We start from the raw sequence: 17899 nt of genomic DNA on the forward strand, positions 1-17899 counted from the left end.
CGAGATGCAAGGCCACATCCAAGTCTTTTCAGGCCTTGCGCTTCAAGGGCTTGAAAGCACCGATAGAATGAAAACATGGCTACGAAAAAACCACAGAATCCAACGCTGCCGCCATCAACGCCCAGCACCACAGACGGTGGCGACTCGGTGGTTCTAGAGCGACGGGCCCAGAAAGTTCAGCCGCCCCAGATGTACCAGGTGGCCATGCTCAATGACGACTACACCCCGATGGAGTTCGTGGTGATGGTGATCCAGGAGTTCTTTGGCAAAGACCGCGAGGCGGCCACCCAGATCATGCTCAAGATCCATCTCGATGGCAAAGGCGTTTGCGGTGTGTATTCCCGCGATGTGGCCGCCACCAAAGTCGATCAAGTGCTCGATGCCGCCAAGCAGGGGGGACACCCCTTGCAATGCATCAGCGAACCCATTGAATAGTGGGCAGGATGCCCCACATGCACAAAATCTCTCAGCAAGGCAAAAAGGAAATCACATGATTGCCCAGGAATTGGAAGTCAGCTTGCACATGGCCTTTGTCGAGGCCCGTCAGCAGCGCCACGAGTTCATCACGGTCGAGCACTTGTTGCTCGCCTTGCTGGACAACCCCAGCGCGGCCGAGGTGTTGCGTGCTTGCGCCGCCAACATCGACGATTTGCGCACCGCCTTGACCAACTTCATCAAGGACAACACCCCCCAGGTGGCAGGCACCGAAGAGGTGGACACCCAGCCCACCTTGGGGTTTCAGCGCGTTATCCAGCGCGCCATCATGCACGTCCAATCAACGGGCAATGGCAAAAAAGAAGTCACCGGCGCCAATGTGCTGGTGGCCATCTTTGGCGAGAAGGACTCCCATGCCGTGTATTACCTGCACCAGCAGGGCATCACACGCTTGGACGTGGTCAACTTCATCGCCCATGGCATCCGCAAAAGCGATCCGCCTGAAGCGGCCAAATCTGCAGAAGCACCGTCCAATTCGGAGTCTGAGGAGTCGTCGGGTGGCGAGCGCAACGAAAAAGCTTCGCCCCTTGAGCAGTACACCAACAACCTGAACCAGGCCGCGAAAGAAGGCAAGATTGATCCGCTGATCGGCCGCGAGTACGAAGTCGAACGCACCATCCAGATCCTGTGCCGTCGCCGCAAAAATAATCCGCTGTTGGTGGGCGAGGCCGGTGTGGGTAAGACTGCGATTGCCGAGGGCTTGGCCTGGCGCATCACGCAAGGCAGCGTGCCCGAGATCCTGACCGAGGCCACGGTGTATTCGCTCGACATGGGCGCTTTGCTGGCCGGCACCAAATACCGGGGCGACTTTGAGCAGCGCTTGAAAGGCGTGCTGAAGTCGCTCAAGGACAAGCCCAACGGCATTTTGTTCATCGATGAGATCCACACCTTGATCGGTGCCGGGGCGGCCTCTGGCGGTACGCTGGATGCGTCCAACCTGCTCAAGCCTGCACTGTCCAGTGGTCAGCTCAAATGCATCGGTGCCACCACCTTCACCGAGTACCGTGGCATCTTCGAAAAAGACGCGGCCTTGAGCCGCCGCTTCCAAAAAGTGGACGTGGTTGAGCCTACCGTGTCTGAGACTGTGGACATCCTCAAAGGCCTCAAGAGCCGTTTTGAAGACCACCACAGCGTCAAGTACACCATCGCCGCCCTGCAGGCCGCCGCCGAACTGTCGGCCAAGTTCATCAACGACCGCCAACTGCCCGACAAGGCGATTGACGTGATCGACGAAGCCGGTGCCGCACAGCGCATTCAAATCGCTTCCAAGCGCAAGAAAACCATTGGCAAGGCCGAGATCGAAGACATCGTGGCCAAGATCGCCCGCATCCCGCCGGCCAACGTGTCCAACGACGACCGCAGCAAGCTGCAAAGCATCGAGCGCGACCTCAAGTCGGTGGTGTTTGGCCAGGACAAAGCCCTTGAGGTACTGGCCTCTGCCGTCAAAATGGCCCGCTCGGGCTTGGGCAAGACCGACAAGCCAATTGGCTCGTTCCTGTTCTCGGGCCCCACCGGTGTGGGCAAGACCGAAGCGGCCAAGCAACTGGCCTACATCCTGGGCATTGAGCTGATCCGCTTTGACATGTCCGAGTACATGGAGCGCCATGCGGTCAGCCGCTTGATTGGCGCGCCTCCAGGCTATGTGGGCTTTGACCAGGGCGGCTTGCTGACCGAAGCGGTGACCAAGAAGCCGCATTGCGTGCTCTTGCTCGACGAGATCGAGAAAGCACATCCGGACATCTTCAATGTGCTGCTGCAGGTCATGGACCACGGCACGCTGACCGACAACAACGGGCGCAAGGCCGACTTCCGCAACGTGATCATCATCATGACCACCAACGCGGGTGCCGAGACCATGAACAAGGCCACCATTGGTTTCACCAATCCGCGTCAGGCCGGTGACGAAATGGGCGACATCAAGCGCTTGTTCACCCCTGAGTTTCGTAACCGCCTGGACGCCATGGTCAGCTTCAAACCGTTGGATGAACAAATCATCCTGCGCGTGGTGGACAAGTTCCTGCTGCAACTGGAGCAACAGCTCGGAGAGAAGAAGGTTGAAGTCACTTTCACCGACAACTTGCGCAAGTTCCTGGGCAAGAAGGGCTTTGATCCGCTCATGGGCGCTCGCCCGATGCAGCGCCTGATCCAGGACACGATCCGCAAGGCCTTGGCCGATGAACTGCTGTTCGGTCGCTTGACCGAGGGTGGTCGCCTCACGGTGGACATCAACGACAAGGACGAAGTCCTGCTGGACATCACGCCACTGCCCAAGAAGGAAGGTCGCGCATCACGCGTGGAGCCTGCTGAGCCGGAAGAGGCTGCAGCGAGCTGACGCACAGCTCAAACCATGAAACAAGCCAGACCGAGTGATCGGTCTGGCTTTTTTTCATTCTGCATTTGGAATCAGCGTCTGCGTTTACCGCCAGCCGACCCCAGCAATCCCCCAAGCACGCCGCGCACGATCTCCCGGCCGATGGCCGAGCCGACGTTGCGCACAGCACTTTTCACCAACAGTTGCGCCACGCCGTCGTGTTGACCGCCACGCGGGCCGGTGGAGCCGAAGATGAAGTCGGACACTGTATTCATGAGGCCTGAGCCGCTTTCGGCTGGGGCACCGGCTGCACCCGTTGGGGCTGGGGTGCCATTGGCAGCCGGTGAGCCTTTGAGTTTTTCGTAGGCCGATTCGCGGTCTTGCGTGGTTTCGTAAACACCGGCCACCAGGGAATTTTTCAACAAGGCTTGGCGCTGCTCCGGCGTGATCGGGCCCAACTGGCTGGCCGGTGGCATGACGAACACACGCTCGGTCTCGGTAGGGCGGCCTTTGGCGTCCAGCAGGCTGACCAAGGCTTCGCCCACGCCCAGCTCGGTGATGGCCGCTTCGATGTCCAGGCCCGCCTTGGGGCGCATGGTTTGCGCCGTGGCGGCCACGGCTTTTTGGTCGCGGGGCGTGAAGGCGCGCAGCGCATGCTGCACGCGGTTGCCCAGCTGGCCCAAAATGCTGTCTGGGATGTCCAGCGGGTTTTGGGTCACGAAATACACCCCCACGCCTTTGGAGCGCACCAGTCGCACCACCAGCTCGATGCGTTCGATCAAAGCTGCAGGTGCGTCTTTGAACAAAAGGTGGGCTTCGTCAAAGAAGAACACCAGTTTGGGTTTTTCAGGGTCGCCAATTTCGGGCAAGACCTCGAACAATTCTGAAAGCATCCAAAGCAAGAAGGTCGCGTACAGGCGCGGCGAGTTCATCAGCTTGTCGGCGGCCAGGATGTTGACCACACCCATGCCGTCGGCGGTTTGCATGAAGTCTTCGATGTTGAGCATGGGCTCGCCAAAGAATTGGTCGCCGCCCTGGGTTTCGATCTGCAGCAAGCCGCGCTGAATGGCGCCGATGCTGGCGGCGCTGATGTTGCCGTATTCGGTGGTGAAGTTTTTGGCGTTGTCGCCCACGTGCTGCAGCATGGCCCGCAGGTCTTTCATGTCCAGCAGCAGCAAGCCGTTGTCGTCGGCGATCTTGAACACCAGGTTCAGCACACCGGCCTGAGTCTCGTTGAGCCCCAGCATGCGGGCCAGCAGCAGGGGACCCATGTCGGACACCGTAGCCCGCACGGGATGGCCCTGCTGTCCAAACACGTCCCACAAGGTGGTGGGGCAGGCCAAGGGCTCGGGCAGGGCGATGCCCCGGTCCTTGAGCACCGCCGCCAGCTTGTCGCCGATGTGGCCAGCCTGACTGATGCCCGTCAAATCGCCTTTGACGTCGGCCATGAACACCGGCACGCCCAGGCGTGAGAAGTTCTCAGCCAGGGTTTGCAAGGTCACGGTTTTGCCGGTGCCAGTAGCGCCGGTGATCAGGCCGTGGCGGTTGGCCAGGCTGGGCAGCAGGTGGCACTGTGCCGTCTTGTTTTGGGCAATCAACATGGGTTCGGCCATCAAAAAATCCCTCACGCGTGTGAAAAGTAAAATCTACCCATAGGTTAAATCAACATTCAAGGAATTCCCGATGGCTGGCCACAGTAAATGGGCAAATATTCAGCACCGCAAGGGCCGACAAGACGAAAAAAGGCAACGTATTTGGACCCGGGTGGTTCGCGAGATCATGGTCGCCGCGCGCACCGGCGGCGGCGATGTCTCGGCCAACCCCCGTTTGCGTCTGGCCATTGAAAAGGCCAAGGCGGCCAACATGCCGGCCGACACCATCAAGCGCAACGTCGACAAAGCCACCGGCAACCTCGAAGGCGTCAGCTACGAAGAAATCCGCTACGAAGGCTATGGCATCGGTGGCGCGGCCGTGATTGTGGACACCATGACCGACAACCGCGTGCGCACGGTGGCCGAAGTGCGGCACGCCTTCAGCAAGCATGGGGGCAATTTGGGCACCGAAGGCTCGGTGGCTTTCCAGTTCAAGAATTGCGGTCAACTGATCTTTGCCCCGGGCACCGACGAAGACAAGGTCATGGAAGTCGCCTTGGAGGCCGGTGCCGAAGATGTGATCACCGATGAGGAAGGCGCCATCGAGGTGCTGACCGCACCGGCTGATTTTGAAGCCGTGAAAAACGCACTCGAAGCTGCGGGCCTGGTGGCCGACATGGCCGAAGTGACCATGCGTGCTGAAAACACCATCGCGCTCAGCGGTGATGACGCAGCAAAAATGCAAAAGCTTCTGGACATTCTGGAAGATCTGGACGACGTGCAAAACGTGTTCCACAACGCCGAGATGGAAGAATAAGGAAATCTGATGAAAGTTTTAGTGGTCGGCCATGGTGGCCGTGAACATGCCATGGCCTGGAAATTGGCCCAGTCTCCCCGCGTGCAGCAGGTGTATGTGGCCCCCGGCAATGGCGGCACAGCCCGCGACAAGAATTTGGTGAATGTGCCCATCACCGACATCCCGCAGTTGCGCCAATGGGCGCAGGACAACCAGATTGGCTTGACGGTGGTGGGCCCCGAAGCCCCCTTGGCAGCTGGCATCGTGGACGACTTCAGCGCCCATGGTCTGCGTATTTTTGGCCCGACCCAAAAGGCAGCGCAACTGGAAAGTTCCAAGGCATTTTCTAAAGCCTTCATGGAGCGCCACAGCATTCCCACGGCGGAGTTCGAGACCTTCACCGATCCGGTGGCGGCACACGCCTACGTGGACCGCAAAGGCGCACCCATTGTGGTCAAGGCCGATGGTCTGGCCGCTGGCAAGGGCGTGGTCGTGGCCATGAGTCTGGCCGAAGCGCACGAAGCGATCGACTTCATGCTGGTGGACAACACCCTGGGCGTGACCCACAACGAAGGTGGCGCCCGCGTGGTGATTGAAGAGTTTTTGCAAGGCGAAGAGGCCAGCTTCATCGTGCTGTGCGATGGCAAGAACGTGACCGCTTTGGCCACCAGCCAAGACCACAAGCGCTTGCTGGACGCAGACGAGGGCCCCAACACCGGCGGTATGGGCGCCTATTCGCCAGCGCCCGTGGTCACGGCCGATGTGCACGCGCGTGCCATGCGCGAGGTGATCATGCCCACCATCAAGGGCATGGAAAAAGACGGCATTCCCTACACCGGCTTCTTGTACGCCGGCCTGATGATCGATGCCCAAGGCAAGCCCAAGACGCTCGAGTTCAACTGCCGCATGGGTGATCCTGAGACTCAGCCGATCCTGATGCGTTTGAAGTCCGATCTGTTGGAAGTCATGCTGGCCGCGACCTCCGAAGGTCTGGACAAGATCGAGCTGGCGTGGGACCGCCGCGTGGCTTTGGGTGTGGTGATGGCCACGGCCGGTTACCCGCTGAACCCACGCAAAGGCGATGCCATCACCGGTTTGCCTGCAGATGCTGAAGAAGCCATGGTGTTCCATGCGGGCACGACTGAAAAAGAAGGCCAGATCCTGACGTCCGGTGGTCGCGTGCTGTGCGTGACGGCTTTGGCCGATTCGGTGCGCCTGGCCCAGCAAAAGGCTTACCAGACTGCCAGCAGCATCCGGTTTGACGGCATGCAGTTGCGCAAGGACATTGGCTTTCGCGCCATCAAAAACTGAAGCAAACCCGAAAGACCCCTCTTCATGGCACACCCTGTGACGTTCAAAGGCTCTCGCTTGGCCCGATGGATTTTGAAAGCCTTTGGTTGGAAGCTGGCCTTTGAGGGTTTCCCCACGCTCCAAGGGGTGGCCATCGTGTACCCGCATACCAGCAATTGGGATTTCCCGGTTGGCATTCTGGCCAAGTGGGCCTTGGGCATACCTGCGAATTTTTGGGGCAAGGATTCCTTGTTCAAATTGCCGGCAATCGGGGCCTGGATGCGCTGGGTAGGCGGCGTGCCAATTGACCGCAGTTCGCCCAAAGGCGTGGTGGGCGAAATGGTGCAGGTCTTCGTGCAGCACAAACGCGAGGCTCGACTGCTTTGGCTGGCCTTGGCCCCAGAGGGCACGCGCAGCCTGACGCCCGGTTGGCGCAGTGGTTTTTACCAAGTGGCCAAAGGGGCTGACGTGCCTTTGGCGCTGGTCAAGATCGATTGGGGCACACGCACTTTGTCCTTGGTCGATTTCTACAATTTGACGGGCAATGTCGATGCCGACTACGCCCACATGGCACAGGTGTTTGATGGCGTCAAGGGGTACAACGCCCTTCAGGCATCGCCAGTGCTCCCTTGGAGTCCTCCTGCGCGAATTGAGCCTTTGGCCTCCAGCACTTGTGCAAGCGATGTAAACAGCACCCACAAAAATTTGCATTCATGAACGACGCCATTGATCTGGGCGCTGTGCGCCAATACCTGCTGGGCTTGCAATCGAGCATCACCCAAGCCTTGACCGACATCGATGGCACGCCTTTTCTGGTGGACCACTGGACCAAGCCCGCTGGCGAGAAACTGCAAGGCAGGGGCGTCACCCAGATCCTCGAAGGTGGTCCGATTTTCGAACGCGCCGGTTGTGGCTTTTCGCATGTGAGTGGCCCGCAATTGCCGCCATCGGCCACGCAGCACCGCCCTGAACTGGCCGGTTCGGCCTTCGAGGCCATGGGCGTTTCGCTGGTGTTCCATCCGCGCAATCCGCATGTACCCACAGTGCACATGAACGTTCGCATGATCGCGGCCAAGCCCGAGGGGAGGGCGCCTGTGGCCTGGTTTGGCGGCGGCATGGACCTGACGCCTTACTACGGCCATGACGAAGATGCGGTGCATTTCCACCAGACCTGCAAGGACGCCTTGGCGCCGTTTGGCGAAGGCCTTTATCCGCGTTTCAAGACCTGGTGTGACGATTACTTTTGCAACAAACACCGCAACGAACAGCGCGGCATTGGCGGCATCTTTTTTGACGACTTTTCCGAGCTGGGCATGGGCCAGAGTTTTGCCATGCTGCAAAGCGTCGGCGATGCTTTGTTGAATGCCTATTTGCCCATCGTCCGGCGCCGCAAAGACATGGCCTGGGGTGAGCGTGAGCGCGATTTTCAGCTGTACCGCCGTGGCCGCTATGTCGAGTTCAACCTGGTCTGGGACCGGGGCACCCACTTTGGCTTGCAGTCGGGTGGCCGGACCGAGTCGATCCTCTTGTCCATGCCGCCTGAGGTGCGCTGGTCCTATCAGCGCCAGGATGAGGCGGGTTCGCCCGAGGCGCGGTTGCTCAGCCACTATCTGGTGCCCAAGGATTGGATTTGAGGACTGCACAGCCACCGATGCGATTGGGTGTTTTTGGCGGGGCGTTTGACCCGCCGCATATCGCCCATGTGGCCTTGGTGGAGGCGGCCATTGGCCAGCTTCAATTGGACGCGGTGCATGTCTTGCCCACCGGGCAAGCGTGGCACAAGCCCCGCTTGCTCAGTCCGGCCGCAGACCGGTTGATGATGGCGCAGTTGGCTTTTGCGCCCTTGCCGCAGGTGGTGGTCGATGACCGTGAAATGCAGCGCCAAGGTCCCAGCTACACGGTTGAGACTCTGCGCGAGCTCCAAGCCCAATTTCCGCAAGCCCAGCTGTATTTGTTGCTGGGCGATGACCAGCGCCGCTCACTGCCATCTTGGCACCAGATCGATGAAATCGCCCGGCTCGCTATAATCTGTGCCGCAGGCCGCGATGCAGCCGTTCAGGCTTGGAGTGATTCCAGCACAGGAACCCCATCCCTGGCCCTTGACCCCTCATTTGATGCGCGCATCCACTCCTTGACGATGCCGCTCATGCCCCACAGTGCCACGGACATCCGTGCGCTGGTGGCCACAGACCACAGCATTGCAGGTCTGGTGCCCCCGGCGGTTGAGCGCTATATTCACGAACAACACCTCTACAGGCCCCATTGATGACCGAAACCGCTGCCAAAAAAGACATCCAAAAACTCCAGCGTGCCATTGTGGACGCCCTGGAAGACGTGAAGGCGCAAGACCTGCAGGTCTTTGACACCGAGCACCTTTCCCCTTTGTTCGAGCGCGTGATCATCGCCTCGGGCACCTCGAACCGCCAGACCAAAGCCCTGGCCGCCAGCGTGCGAGACAAAGTGCGCGAAGCCGGTTTTGGCAAGCCCCGCATTGAGGGCGAAGACAACGGTGAGTGGATCATCGTGGACTGCGGCGCGGCTGTGGCGCACATCATGCAACCCACGATCCGTACTTATTACAACCTCGAAGAAATCTGGGGCGACAAGCCTGTGCGCTTGAAGTTTGGCGCCCCCAAGCCGGTGGCAACCGAACCCAAGGCCACAACGCGTAAAGCCGCTGCCAAGAAGTCTGCAGCCAAATCGCCAGCGGCTAAAACCAGCGCGGCCAAGCCTGCAGCCAAAGTTGCTTTGAAAGCCCCCGCCAAGAGCACCCGCTCTGCGGCCAAACCTGCAGCCAAGTCGGCCGCAAAAGCACCGGCTAAAACACCGGCTAAAACACCGGCTAAAACACCGGCTAAAACACCGGCCAAGTCCGCAGCTGCTAAGTCCAAAGTGGTGAAGGCGCCTGCCAAGACAGCGTCCAAACCCACCGTGAAGACGGTGGGCAAACCATCGCCCAAAGCCGCAGCCAAAGCCTCGGCAGCCAAGACACCCGCTCGCAAGGCCCTGAAGGTGCCTACCCGCCGCAAAGCCGATTGATCTTTCATGAAGCTGCTGATCGTTGCGGTCGGCCAGCGTGTGCCTGACTGGGCGCAGACCGCCTGGGACGACTATGCCAAGCGTTTCCCGCCCGAGCTCAAGGTCGAGCTCAAGGCGGTGAAAACCGAGCCACGCGGCTCCAAAACCCTGCCCACGTTGTATGCGGCCGAGCGCCAACGCATCGAAGCGGCCATCCCTCGCGGCACCCGCATTGTGGTGCTGGACGAGCGCGGCACCAACCTCACCACACAGGCACTGGCGACTCGACTGACCTCTTGGCAATTGGGAGGTGACGATGTGGCCTTGGTGATTGGCGGGCCCGATGGCTTGGAGCCAGAATTTCGCCAAGCGGCACACGAGCGCATCCGCCTGTCCGACATGACTTTGCCCCACGCCATGGCCCGGGTGTTGCTGATCGAGCAGCTTTACCGCGCCTGGTCAATCAACGCCAACCACCCCTACCACCGCGAATGAGTGCATTCATTTACCTGGCTTCGCAAAGCCCGCGCCGCAGCCAGCTGCTGACGCAAATTGGCGTGACCCACGAGCTCCTCTTGCCCGACCCCGCCGAAGATGCGGAAGCCTTGGAAGACATCCGTGGCAGCGAAGCCCCTGGCCGTTATGTGGCCCGAGTGACGGGTCTCAAGCTCGATGCCGCTGTGGCCCGCCTCCAGCGTTTGGGCTTGTCCGCAGCGCCGGTGCTGTGCGCCGACACCACCGTGGCCTTGGGCCGCGAGATTTTGGGCAAGCCAGCCGATGAAGCCGATGCCCGGCGCATCTTGCAGCAACTGTCGGGTCAGACGCACCGCGTGCTGACCGCTGTGGCTGTTCAGTCTGGCCGCAAACGCGTTCAGGCGGTGTCCGAGTCTTGGGTGCGTTTTGCGCCCATGAGCGCTGCGCAAATCAAGGCGTATGTGGCCAGCGGCGAGCCCATGGGTAAGGCGGGCGCTTACGGCGTGCAGGGCAGGGCCGCGTCGCACATCGAACAGATCCGTGGCAGTTATTCGGGCATCATGGGCCTGCCCCTGTTCGAGACGGCGACGCTTTTGCGATCAGTGGGCATCTCTTGCTGATCCTTGTCGGCTGACCGACACCCCTCATCTCACACGAAGCGTTCCATGCAACAAGATATTTTGGTCAATTGGTCCCCGCAGGAGACGCGTGTGGCGGTCGTCGAGTTCGGCGCCGTGCAAGAGTTGCATGTGGAGCGCACGCTAGAGCGTGGCTTGGTGGGCAATGTTTACCTGGGCAAAGTGGCCCGCGTGTTGCCGGGCATGCAGTCGGCTTTCATCGACATCGGTCTGGACAAGGCCGCGTTTTTGCATGTGGCCGATGTCTGGCAAAAACACACCGATGGTGATGCCTCTGCACGCACAGGCCAACCCCTGGTGCCTATTGAAAAGCAGGTGTTTGAGGGCCGGGCCATCATGGTGCAGGTCATCAAGGACCCGATGGGTACCAAAGGGGCCAGACTGTCCACCCAGATCAGCATCGCTGGGCGGCACTTGGTGTTTTTGCCGCAAGATGATCACATCGGCGTGTCGCAAAAAATCCCGTCTGAGCAGCGCGATGCTTTGCGCAAACGCGTGCAAGCCTTGGTGGGGCCCGCCGGTGGAGGCTTCATTTTGCGCACCAACGCAGAAGACTCCAGCGACGAAGAGTTGCAAGACGACATCGCCTACCTGCGCAAGACCTGGGCCCGAATTAAAGAAGCGTCGATGCGCTTGCCGCCTGCGTCGTTGTTGCATCAGGATCTGACATTGCTGCAGCGTGTCTTGCGCGACTTGGTTGGGGATGTCACGCAAAGCATCCGCATCGATTCGCAGGAGCAGTACGCGCAGTTGGAGGCATTTGGCCGCGAGTTCATGCCCAAGGCGGCCGAGCGCTTGCAGCTGTACAAAGGCGAACGACCAATTTTTGACTTGTATTCGATTGACGAAGAAATTGCCCGAGCTTTGGGGCGCCGTGTTGACTTGAAGTCGGGGGGTTACCTGATCATCGACCAGACCGAGGCCCTGACCACGGTGGATGTGAACACCGGGGGTTATGTGGGGGCCCGCAATTTTGAAGACACCATCTTCAAGACCAATCTGGAAGCGGCGCAGGCCATTGCCCGCCAACTGCGCTTGCGCAATCTGGGCGGCATCATCATTGCCGACTTCATTGACATGTCGCGCAGCGACCACCAAGAGCAGGTGTTGGGTGAGTTCCGAAAACAGCTTTCGCGCGACAGGGTCAAGACCATGGCCGGTGGGTTTTCATCGCTGGGTTTGCTGGAGATGACGCGCAAGCGCACCCGTGAATCGCTGGCACACATGCTGTGCGAGCCATGCCCCAGTTGCCAGGGCAAGGGCATCGTCAAGACGGCTCGATCGGTCGTTTATGACATCTTGCGTGAGATCTTGCGCGAAGCCCGTCAGTTCAACCCACGTGAGTTCCGCGTGGTGGCGGGGGCGGCGGTGATCGATTTGTTGCTCGACGAAGAAAGCCAGCACCTGGCGGGCTTGTCGGACTTCATTGCCAAGCCGATTTCTCTGCAGGTGGAAACGTCGATGGGCCCCGAGCAGTACGACATCGTGCTGCTCTGAGGGCCGCTTCACGCCTGTGGGGTCACCCACTCGCCTCGGTGGTGCAAGCGGGCGTAGGCACCGCCTGCAGCCAGCAGCGCCGCCGGTGCGCCTTGTTCCACAATCTGTCCTTGCTCCATGACCACCACCCGGTCGGCATGCTCGATGGTGGACAGGCGGTGTGCCACGATCAAGGTGGTGCGTCCTTGCATGAGTTTTTGCAAGGCGTCCTGTACCAGCCGTTCCGATTCGTTGTCCAGCGCTGAGGTGGCCTCGTCCAAGATCAGGATGGGCGCGTCTTTGTAGAGAGCTCTGGCGATGGCCAGGCGTTGGCGTTGGCCACCAGACAGCTGGCTGGCGTTGTGGCCGAGCAGGGTGTCCATGCCATGCGGCAATTGCACCACATGGGTCCACAGGTTGGCCGCTTCAAGACTTTTCTGAATGCGCTCACGATCTGGCGTCTGCCCCAGGCACACATTGGCAGCCAGCGTGTCGTTGAGCATGACCACATCCTGGCTGACCATCGCGATTTGTTGGCGCAGGCTGCGCAAAGTCCAGTCCTGTACAGGCACTTGGTCGATCAGCACCTGCCCGGCAGTGGGGTTGAGAAAGCGCGGCAGCAGCTGAATCAGTGTGGTTTTGCCAGCACCAGAACTGCCGACCAGAGCCACGGTTTCTCCGGCTTGCACCATCAAGGACACGGCATGCAGCGCCGGTGGACTGTCCGGCTTGAATTGCAGGTCCACGTTTTGCCATTCAATCGCACCGGTGGCCCGCATGGTTTCATACGTGCCCTGGGTTTCTTCTGGTGCGTCTTGCAGCAAAGCCAGACCACGCTCCAGCGCGGCCAGACCGCGCGTGATGGGGTTGGCCACTTCGGCCAAGCGTTTGATGGGCGACACCAGCATCAGCATGGCGGTGATGAAGGCCACAAAACTCCCGACAGTAGCGCCTGAGGCGCTGTCCCGGCTTTGGACCAAGGCGATGACCAGCACCAGTGACAGGGCAATGGCCGACATGATCTGCGTCAAGGGCGACATGGCGGCCGAGGCGGCGGTGGACTTGAGGGCCAGTTTGCGCAAATTGCGGCCCAGATCTGCAAAACGTTCAATTTGCTGGTTTTGGGCCCCGTGCAGCCGAATCATGCGGTGTGCCAGCACGTTTTCTTCGACCACATAGGCCAGGGCATCTGTGGAGTCCTGGCTTTCGCGGGTGAGGCGGTAAAGGCGCTTGGAAAGGGCTTTCATGATGTAACTCAGGGCTGGGGCCACGATGAACACCACCAGGGTCAGCTTCCAGTTGAGCCACATCAAATAGCCCACCAGGGCCAACAAGGTGAAGCCGTCGCGGCTCAGGCCAATCAAGGCAGAGATCAATTGGGCCGCCCCGTTCATCACCTCGTAAACCACGGTGTTGGACAGCGCGCTGGCCGACTGGCGGTTGAAAAGGCCCAATTCGGCCTTCACCAGTTGGGCAAACAAATCATTGCGCAGCTTTTCCATGCCATCGTTGGTCACGCGTGCCAAGGCGTACTGCGCCAAAAAAAAGGTGATGCCCCGGATGGCGAACAAACCGATCACCGCCACCGGGATGAACCAAAGCGGCAAACCTTTGCCCGTAAAACCTTGGTCCAGCAGTGGCTTGAACAAGGCCGGAATCAAAGGTTCGGTCATCGCTGCGACCACAGTGGCACCGATGGCGACCCCCCATATGCCACGCTGGCGCACAAAATAGGGGGCCAATTTCAACAGTCGACTGCGAATGTTGGCAGCAGGTGGGGGGGCTTCGTCAGTGATCATGTGCGCTAGATTGTAGTAAGCGAGGTCTTCCCCATGGCAGGGTGGGCAGAAAAGGGCCTTTGACGGTGTACGATCACGGCTTGTCTTTAAGGCCGTCTGGTCACTGTGCTGAAAATGAAACGTTTTTTTGTCCGAATGGTGCGCTCGATCCGATGGCTTGAGCTGACCGCTTTGGTGTGTCTTGTAGCGCCTGCATGGGCACAATTTCGAGTGGAAGTCACGGGTGTTGGCATGACGCAATTGCCCGTGGTCATTGCCCCATTCAAGGGGGAAGCCCAGTCACTCCAAAAAATCTCAAGCATTGTTCAGGCAGACCTAGAGCGCAGTGGGCAATTCAAGGGCTTGCCTGCCGGCGGTACTCAGCTGGATGAAATCAGCCGCCCAGATTGGACCGTGTGGCGTCAACTCTCAACAGAGGCTTTATTGGCCGGCTCGGTCACGCGCTTGGCCGATGGCCGACTGGACATTCGTGCTCGATTGTGGGACGCGGTCAAAGGGCAGGAAAAATCCGACTTTCGTGAAACCGTGGTGGCGGCTGATCTTCGTTTGTCTGCGCACCGCATTGCCGACTGGGTTTACCAGCAATTGACAGGTGGGCAAGGCGCGTTCGCTACGAGAATTGCCTACGTGACCAAATCTTCGGGGCGCTACACCTTATGGATCGCTGATTCCGATGGTGAGGGTGCCAAGGCGGCCTTGAGCAGCCCGGAACCCGTCATTTCACCTTCATGGGCACCCTCGGGCACCCATTTGGCTTATGTCTCGTTTGAATCGCGCAAACCCGTGGTGTATGTGCACGAGCTTGCATCTGGGCAACGCCGTGCTGTGGCCAACTTCAAGGGGTCCAACAGTGCCCCGACCTGGGCACCAGATGGTCAATCTTTGGTCGCCACACTCAGCCGTGACGGTGGATCACAGCTGTTTCGCATCGAGTTGAAGGGTGGGGAACCCCGAAAATTGACCCATACAGGCAGCATCAATACCGAGCCGAGCTTTTCTGCCGATGGCGGCACCTTGTTTTTTGTCAGCGATCGAGGCGGCAGTCCACAGATTTACCGCATGCCCTCACAAGGCGGGCCCGCCGAGCGGGTGACCTTTGCGGGCAATTACAACATTTCACCGGCGCTTAGCCCGGATGGCCGCTGGCTGGCTTATGTGGCGCGCAGTGGATCGTCATTTCGCCTGCATTTGATGGACTTGGGTACGGGACAAGTCACGCCATTGACCGATACTTCGGCTGATGAACGACCGAGCTTTGCACCCAATAGCCGCTTGCTGATGTATGCCACTTTGCAGCAAGGCCAAGAAGCCTTGATGACGACGACCTTGGATGGGCGCATCAAAGCACGCTTATCGGGGCAAGGTGGCGATATCCGTGAGCCCCATTGGGGCCCATTGCGGAAATAAAATTTCTGTTTTTTTATAAATGAGGTGGATGATGAAAAAGAGTATCTGGGCGGGTTTGTTGATGGTTGCACTGCTGTCAGGTTGTGCGTCAGGCGTACGACTTGAGGATGTTCCGGTGGAAGACAAGTCTGCAACGTCTACAGGTGCCTCTGGTGCCAACAGCCAGGGCATAGGCGCGGGCCAAAACGGTGTTGCAGGTGTATTGAGCAGTAAATCAGGTGATGGCGTTGGACCCGCAGGCGTGGGCACGGTCGTTTATTTCGATTACGACAGCTATGTGGTCCGTGCTGAAGCCCGACCATTGATTGAAACGCATGCACGATTCCTCAAGTCCAACCAACAGCGCAAAGCTTCGCTGGAGGGTCATACCGATGAGCGTGGCGGACGTGAATACAACTTGGCGCTGGGTCAAAAACGTGCCGAGGCTGTGCGCCAAGCGATGACTTTGCTGGGTGTATCCGATGCGCAAATCGAAGCCGTCAGCTATGGCAAGGAAAAGCCTGCGGCCATGGGCTCCTCTGATGCAGACTTGGCGAAGAATCGCCGCGTTGAAATCCGTTACTGATCGCCATGAGTTCGTCCTTGAATTTCACCGGTACCCTGTGCCGATTTGTTTGCGCTCTGTCCTTTTTGACATTGACAGGGACTGCTCAAGCGGCTTTGTTTGATGACGATGAGGCTCGACGTGCCATCCTGGACTTGCGCCAACGGCTTGAGCAGACCAACAAGAATTTGAGCGACGAAAACGCACAATTGCGCCAGTCCATGCTTGACCTGCAGTCTCAAATCGAGGCCCTTCGCAATGATGTGTCTCAAACACGTGGTGCTCAAGAGAATCTTGTGCGCGATGTTTCTGAGATTCAGCAGCGGCAAAAGGACGTGGCTGCGGGTGTGGATGAGCGCATTCGCAAACTTGAGCCCATCAAAGTTTCCGTGGATGGTCGAGAGTTTCTGGCGGAACCGGCTGAAAAGCGTGAATATGAAGCAGCCATGGAGATTTTCCGCCAAGGTGATTTTGTGTCGGCTCAATCTGCATTGGTTCAGTTCCTGAATCGCTATGGAAAAAGTGGCTATGCGCCTTCCGCCTTGTTCTGGCTGGGCAATGCACAGTACGCGACGAAGGCCAATAAAGAGGCTATGGCGAATTTCCAGCAGATGCTCAACCTTGCGCCTGGGCACACGCGTGCACCCGAAGCTTTGCTGGCAATTGCCAATGTGCAGCTTGAACTCAAAGACAGCAAGGGTGCGCGCAAATCGCTCGAAGATTTGATCAAGGCCTATCCCGCATCCGAAGCGGCAAGCACCGCACGCGAACGCATTGCCCGGATGCGGTGAGCGGCATCACCATGGATTTGAACGAAGATCAAGCGCAACGCCGCTTTGGAGGCTTGCAGCGCCTGTATGGCATGACCGGAGCCCAGCGCATTCGACAAGCTCACGTGGTGGTGGTCGGCCTGGGCGGCGTGGGTTCATGGGCTGCTGAGGCCTTGGCGCGCAGTGGCGTTGCTCGCCTGACTTTGGTCGATATGGACCACATTGCCGAATCGAACATCAACCGCCAGATTCATGCGCTGATGTCCACCGCCGGCCAAGCCAAGGTGCAAGCCATGCGTGAACGCATTGCCTTGATTCACCCGCAGTGCCAAGTCGATGCGGTGGATGATTTTGTATCGCCCGAAAATTGGCCGTCGCTGCTGCCCGCGATACCCGATGCCGTCATAGATGCCTGCGATCAAGTCACGGCCAAAGTCAGCATGGCCGATTGGGCATTGCGCCATCCAATTGGATTCATCACCGTGGGCGCAGCGGGTGGCAAACGGTTGGCGCACAAAGTAGATGTGGATGATTTGTCAAAAATCACGCACGATCCTTTGCTGGCACAGCTGCGCTATCGCTTGCGCAAACACCATGGGGCCGCCAGAGGTGACAAGCGCATGGGCGTTCAAGGTATTTTCAGTCGTGAATCAGTCGCACCTCCAGATGCCTCCTGCGCAGTCGATGGCGATGGCTCTCTCAACTGCCATGGCTATGGATCGGTGGTCAGCGTCACCGCGACTTTTGGCATGTGCGCTGCGGCAGAAATTTTGAATTTTTTAGCCACACGTCCCGGCGAGGACAAAAAATAACGCTATAATTTGAGTCTTGCTGCAGTGCAGGTCACAGCAGCAAAGGGACCATAGCTCAGTTGGTAGAGCAGCGGACTTTTAATCCGTTTGTCGTGGGTTCGACCCCCGCTGGTCCCACCAATCCAAAAAGCACTTTGTATGTGAATACAAAGTGCTTTTTTCATTGGCGATATTCTCTGCCTTGCGTCACGTTTTGACCGAAAGAACCCCGACATGTCCGCCAAATTGAACATCCAAAATGAACTGAAAAAGATGACCCTTTGCGAGCCGTGCTCAGGCATCCAACGCAATTGGCGGCGCGCGCCTGGTCACGCTGAACTCGTGCAAGGTGCCAACCATAAAGAGCTGCGTGACAGTGGCACAGTCACCATCACACGCTACCGCTGTGACCGCTGCGGCACCAGTTGGGAATATGAAAACAACAAGGCCGATCAACACGCTGGCTGGTCTGTGGTTGGTGGCTGAGCTTTGTGCTGA

The 17899-nt window shown here is 59.0% G+C and carries 18 protein-coding genes and 1 tRNA gene; 17 read left to right on the forward strand and 2 right to left on the reverse strand.

All coding sequences use genetic code 11. The annotated features are described in order from the left end of the window. The first annotated feature begins 75 nt into the window (after positions 1–75). Both clpS and clpA read left to right on the forward strand, forming a co-directional pair. A complete protein-coding gene (gene clpS / locus B9Z52_RS00620; protein ID WP_108411937.1) occupies positions 76–435 on the forward strand; it encodes an ATP-dependent Clp protease adapter ClpS in 360 nt (119 codons plus the stop codon). Positions 436–490: 55 nt separating this feature from the next. Then, entirely contained in the window at positions 491–2827 is a 2337-nt protein-coding gene (gene clpA, locus B9Z52_RS00625; RefSeq protein ID WP_108411938.1) for an ATP-dependent Clp protease ATP-binding subunit ClpA, read from the forward strand. A gap of 71 nt (positions 2828–2898) precedes the next feature. Here the strand turns inward: clpA and B9Z52_RS00630 are convergent, their stop codons facing one another. Next, positions 2899–4419, reverse strand: coding sequence for a helicase HerA-like C-terminal domain-containing protein (locus B9Z52_RS00630; RefSeq protein WP_108411939.1), 1521 nt, complete (start codon positions 4417–4419; stop codon positions 2899–2901). Positions 4420–4489: 70 nt separating this feature from the next. Between B9Z52_RS00630 and B9Z52_RS00635 the strand changes: the two genes are divergently transcribed. Genes B9Z52_RS00635 through rng form a run of 9 tightly spaced genes read left to right on the forward strand, consistent with a single transcriptional unit; the run spans position 4490 to position 12111 of the window. Beyond that, positions 4490–5215 (forward strand): YebC/PmpR family DNA-binding transcriptional regulator, encoded by a 726-nt coding sequence (locus B9Z52_RS00635; protein ID WP_108411940.1) that lies wholly within the window; start codon positions 4490–4492, stop codon positions 5213–5215. Between the two features lie 9 nt (positions 5216–5224). Continuing rightward, on the forward strand, positions 5225–6505 hold the full coding sequence (gene purD / locus B9Z52_RS00640) for a phosphoribosylamine--glycine ligase (protein WP_108411941.1): 1281 nt from the start codon (positions 5225–5227) through the stop codon (positions 6503–6505). A 24-nt stretch (positions 6506–6529) separates the two neighbouring features. Beyond that, positions 6530–7201 carry a 1-acyl-sn-glycerol-3-phosphate acyltransferase gene (locus tag B9Z52_RS00645; protein ID WP_233251756.1) on the forward strand — a complete coding sequence of 224 codons (672 nt, stop codon included), beginning with the start codon at positions 6530–6532 and terminating at the stop codon, positions 7199–7201. Beyond that, on the forward strand, positions 7198–8118 hold the full coding sequence (gene hemF, locus B9Z52_RS00650) for an oxygen-dependent coproporphyrinogen oxidase (protein ID WP_108411942.1): 921 nt from the start codon (positions 7198–7200) through the stop codon (positions 8116–8118). Before B9Z52_RS00645 ends, hemF begins: the two co-directional genes overlap by 4 nt. A 17-nt stretch (positions 8119–8135) precedes the next feature. Beyond that, positions 8136–8750 (forward strand): nicotinate (nicotinamide) nucleotide adenylyltransferase, encoded by a 615-nt coding sequence (gene nadD, locus B9Z52_RS00655; protein ID WP_108411943.1) that lies wholly within the window; start codon positions 8136–8138, stop codon positions 8748–8750. Further along, a complete protein-coding gene (rsfS, locus tag B9Z52_RS00660; protein WP_108411944.1) occupies positions 8750–9523 on the forward strand; it encodes a ribosome silencing factor in 774 nt (257 codons plus the stop codon). Before nadD ends, rsfS begins: the two co-directional genes overlap by 1 nt. Before the next feature lie 6 nt (positions 9524–9529). Beyond that, positions 9530–9997, forward strand: a complete 468-nt coding sequence (gene rlmH / locus B9Z52_RS00665) for a 23S rRNA (pseudouridine(1915)-N(3))-methyltransferase RlmH (protein WP_108411945.1) — start codon at positions 9530–9532, stop codon at positions 9995–9997. Next, on the forward strand, positions 9994–10596 hold the full coding sequence (locus B9Z52_RS00670) for a nucleoside triphosphate pyrophosphatase (RefSeq protein ID WP_108411946.1): 603 nt from the start codon (positions 9994–9996) through the stop codon (positions 10594–10596). The genes rlmH and B9Z52_RS00670 overlap by 4 nt, the downstream gene beginning before the upstream one ends. 45 nt (positions 10597–10641) lie before the next feature. Continuing rightward, positions 10642–12111 (forward strand): ribonuclease G, encoded by a 1470-nt coding sequence (rng, locus tag B9Z52_RS00675; protein ID WP_108411947.1) that lies wholly within the window; start codon positions 10642–10644, stop codon positions 12109–12111. Between the two features lie 8 nt (positions 12112–12119). Here the strand turns inward: rng and msbA are convergent, their stop codons facing one another. Next, entirely contained in the window at positions 12120–13889 is a 1770-nt protein-coding gene (gene msbA, locus B9Z52_RS00680; RefSeq protein WP_108411948.1) for a lipid A export permease/ATP-binding protein MsbA, read from the reverse strand. Positions 13890–14024: 135 nt separating this feature from the next. Between msbA and tolB the strand changes: the two genes are divergently transcribed. The 6 genes from tolB to B9Z52_RS00710 all read left to right on the forward strand — a co-directional run bounded on the left by tolB (position 14025) and on the right by B9Z52_RS00710 (position 17887). Further along, positions 14025–15296 (forward strand): Tol-Pal system beta propeller repeat protein TolB, encoded by a 1272-nt coding sequence (gene tolB / locus B9Z52_RS00685; protein ID WP_233251784.1) that lies wholly within the window; start codon positions 14025–14027, stop codon positions 15294–15296. A 31-nt stretch (positions 15297–15327) separates the two neighbouring features. Beyond that, the gene (pal, locus tag B9Z52_RS00690) at positions 15328–15861 is read left to right on the forward strand and encodes a peptidoglycan-associated lipoprotein Pal (RefSeq protein ID WP_108412321.1); all 534 of its coding nucleotides are present in this window, start codon (positions 15328–15330) and stop codon (positions 15859–15861) included. 5 nt (positions 15862–15866) lie between these two features. After that, positions 15867–16631 (forward strand): tol-pal system protein YbgF, encoded by a 765-nt coding sequence (gene ybgF / locus B9Z52_RS00695; protein ID WP_108411950.1) that lies wholly within the window; start codon positions 15867–15869, stop codon positions 16629–16631. Between the two features lie 11 nt (positions 16632–16642). Then, on the forward strand, positions 16643–17422 hold the full coding sequence (locus B9Z52_RS00700; RefSeq protein WP_108412322.1) for a ThiF family adenylyltransferase: 780 nt from the start codon (positions 16643–16645) through the stop codon (positions 17420–17422). A 44-nt stretch (positions 17423–17466) separates the two neighbouring features. Continuing rightward, positions 17467–17542 (forward strand) — tRNA-Lys (locus B9Z52_RS00705). Positions 17543–17635: 93 nt separating this feature from the next. Continuing rightward, the gene (locus B9Z52_RS00710) at positions 17636–17887 is read left to right on the forward strand and encodes a hypothetical protein (RefSeq protein ID WP_108411951.1); all 252 of its coding nucleotides are present in this window, start codon (positions 17636–17638) and stop codon (positions 17885–17887) included. Positions 17888–17899: the final 12 nt, after the last annotated feature.

Origin of the sequence: Limnohabitans sp. Jir72 (assembly GCF_003063575.1) — a bacterium.
GTDB lineage: Bacteria > Pseudomonadota > Gammaproteobacteria > Burkholderiales > Burkholderiaceae_C > Limnohabitans_A.

What these genes read in the sequence shown, in the direction of transcription:
- nadD (WP_108411943.1), top strand. Translation starts at nt 8,136, where the DNA reads ATGCGATTGGGTGTTTTTGGCGGGGCGTTTGACCCGCCGCATATCGCC.
- tolB (WP_233251784.1), top strand. Translation starts at nt 14,025, where the DNA reads ATGGTGCGCTCGATCCGATGGCTTGAGCTGACCGCTTTGGTGTGTCTT.
- msbA (WP_108411948.1), bottom strand. Translation starts at nt 13,889, where the DNA reads ATGATCACTGACGAAGCCCCCCCACCTGCTGCCAACATTCGCAGTCGA.
- hemF (WP_108411942.1), top strand. Translation starts at nt 7,198, where the DNA reads ATGAACGACGCCATTGATCTGGGCGCTGTGCGCCAATACCTGCTGGGC.
- rsfS (WP_108411944.1), top strand. Translation starts at nt 8,750, where the DNA reads ATGACCGAAACCGCTGCCAAAAAAGACATCCAAAAACTCCAGCGTGCC.
- B9Z52_RS00700 (WP_108412322.1), top strand. Translation starts at nt 16,643, where the DNA reads ATGGATTTGAACGAAGATCAAGCGCAACGCCGCTTTGGAGGCTTGCAG.
- rng (WP_108411947.1), top strand. Translation starts at nt 10,642, where the DNA reads ATGCAACAAGATATTTTGGTCAATTGGTCCCCGCAGGAGACGCGTGTG.
- clpA (WP_108411938.1), top strand. Translation starts at nt 491, where the DNA reads ATGATTGCCCAGGAATTGGAAGTCAGCTTGCACATGGCCTTTGTCGAG.
- B9Z52_RS00645 (WP_233251756.1), top strand. Translation starts at nt 6,530, where the DNA reads ATGGCACACCCTGTGACGTTCAAAGGCTCTCGCTTGGCCCGATGGATT.
- rlmH (WP_108411945.1), top strand. Translation starts at nt 9,530, where the DNA reads ATGAAGCTGCTGATCGTTGCGGTCGGCCAGCGTGTGCCTGACTGGGCG.
- B9Z52_RS00630 (WP_108411939.1), bottom strand. Translation starts at nt 4,419, where the DNA reads ATGGCCGAACCCATGTTGATTGCCCAAAACAAGACGGCACAGTGCCAC.
- clpS (WP_108411937.1), top strand. Translation starts at nt 76, where the DNA reads ATGGCTACGAAAAAACCACAGAATCCAACGCTGCCGCCATCAACGCCC.
- B9Z52_RS00670 (WP_108411946.1), top strand. Translation starts at nt 9,994, where the DNA reads ATGAGTGCATTCATTTACCTGGCTTCGCAAAGCCCGCGCCGCAGCCAG.
- B9Z52_RS00635 (WP_108411940.1), top strand. Translation starts at nt 4,490, where the DNA reads ATGGCTGGCCACAGTAAATGGGCAAATATTCAGCACCGCAAGGGCCGA.
- purD (WP_108411941.1), top strand. Translation starts at nt 5,225, where the DNA reads ATGAAAGTTTTAGTGGTCGGCCATGGTGGCCGTGAACATGCCATGGCC.
- B9Z52_RS00710 (WP_108411951.1), top strand. Translation starts at nt 17,636, where the DNA reads ATGTCCGCCAAATTGAACATCCAAAATGAACTGAAAAAGATGACCCTT.
- pal (WP_108412321.1), top strand. Translation starts at nt 15,328, where the DNA reads ATGAAAAAGAGTATCTGGGCGGGTTTGTTGATGGTTGCACTGCTGTCA.
- ybgF (WP_108411950.1), top strand. Translation starts at nt 15,867, where the DNA reads ATGAGTTCGTCCTTGAATTTCACCGGTACCCTGTGCCGATTTGTTTGC.